General features: G+C 48.0%; 10 tRNA genes and 1 rRNA gene. All 11 read right to left on the reverse strand.

Annotation, left to right across the window (positions count from 1 at the left end):
- Window positions 1–135 precede the first annotated feature (135 nt).
- Window positions 136–212, reverse strand: a tRNA-Pro gene (locus tag ABIC15_RS15230).
- A 5-nt stretch (window positions 213–217) separates the two neighbouring features.
- Window positions 218–291 (reverse strand) — tRNA-Arg (locus ABIC15_RS15235).
- Window positions 292–299: 8 nt separating this feature from the next.
- Window positions 300–382, reverse strand: a tRNA-Leu gene (locus ABIC15_RS15240).
- 35 nt (window positions 383–417) lie between these two features.
- Window positions 418–492: transfer RNA gene (locus ABIC15_RS15245), tRNA-Gly, on the reverse strand.
- 10 nt (window positions 493–502) lie between these two features.
- Window positions 503–586, reverse strand: a tRNA-Leu gene (locus ABIC15_RS15250).
- A gap of 9 nt (window positions 587–595) precedes the next feature.
- A tRNA-Lys gene (locus ABIC15_RS15255) sits at window positions 596–671 on the reverse strand.
- Window positions 672–695: 24 nt separating this feature from the next.
- Window positions 696–771 (reverse strand) — tRNA-His (locus ABIC15_RS15260).
- A 10-nt stretch (window positions 772–781) separates the two neighbouring features.
- A tRNA-Thr gene (locus ABIC15_RS15265) sits at window positions 782–857 on the reverse strand.
- 8 nt (window positions 858–865) lie between these two features.
- Window positions 866–941, reverse strand: a tRNA-Phe gene (locus ABIC15_RS15270).
- Window positions 942–968: 27 nt separating this feature from the next.
- A tRNA-Asp gene (locus ABIC15_RS15275) sits at window positions 969–1,044 on the reverse strand.
- 72 nt (window positions 1,045–1,116) lie between these two features.
- Window positions 1,117–1,210 (reverse strand): 5S ribosomal RNA (gene rrf, locus ABIC15_RS15280); the annotation flags it as partial.

The raw sequence follows: 1,210 nt of genomic DNA on the forward strand, positions 1-1,210 counted from the left end.
TCCATAAAGTGTTTGACTTGCTCGTTTTTGTGACCAAAGTCACGTTGACGAAGCTTGCGCTTCATTCATTGTTTGTATCCGAAGATACGTTTTTTGCCTCATCGTTCAGTTTTCAAAGTCCGATATGAAAAATAATGGTCGGGAAGACAGGATTCGAACCTGCGACCCCTTGGTCCCAAACCAAGTGCTCTACCAAGCTGAGCTACTTCCCGAAAAGTGCACCCTGAGAGATTCGAACTCCCGACCCCTTGATTCGTAGTCAAGTACTCTATCCAGCTGAGCTAAGGGTGCATAATAAGTGCGGTCGAGAGGACTTGAACCTCCACAGTGTTGCCACCACTAGGCCCTCAACCTAGCGCGTCTACCATTCCGCCACGACCGCAAATTATGCTATTTGATGTTTCTTAGATGAAAAATTGGAGCGGAAGACGGGATTCGAACCCGCGACCCCGACCTTGGCAAGGTCGTATTCTACCACTGAACTACTTCCGCATACATATAATGGTACGGGTGAAGGGACTTGAACCCCCACGTCAAAGACACTAGATCCTAAATCTAGCGCGTCTACCAATTCCGCCACACCCGCATAAAAAAATGGTGTGTCATGCAGGATTCGAACCTGCGACCCTCTGATTAAAAGTCAGATGCTCTACCAACTGAGCTAATGACACAAATAGTATTAAGTTAAAATAAAATGGGGCGACTGATGGGAATTGAACCCACGAATGCCGGAATCACAATCCGGTGCGTTAACCACTTCGCCACAACCGCCATATTAAGATGGTGCCGGCAACAGGAGTCGAACCCGCGACCTACTGATTACAAGTCAGTTGCTCTACCAGCTGAGCTACACCGGCAGGTGTAATGGTGGCTTTGGACGGAATCGAACCGCCGACACGAGGATTTTCAGTCCTCTGCTCTACCGACTGAGCTACAAAGCCATACTAAAAAGTTTCGGTAAATAAAAATGGCGGTCCTGACGGGATTCGAACCCGCGATCTCCTGCGTGACAGGCAGGCATGTTAACCGCTACACCACAGGACCGTGGTAACTTGACGACTTCTATAATACTATATCAATCAGTCAAAATTGTCAAATACTTTATTAAAAAAGTATGCCTGGCAACGTCCTATCCTCACAGGGGGAAGCCCCCAACTACTTTCGGCGTTCAAGTGCTTAACTTCCGTGTTCGGCATGGGAACGGGTGTGA

The organism is Exiguobacterium sp. PvP048 (assembly GCF_040549175.1).
In the GTDB taxonomy this organism is placed as follows: Bacteria; Bacillota; Bacilli; order Exiguobacteriales; family Exiguobacteriaceae; genus Exiguobacterium_A; species Exiguobacterium_A artemiae.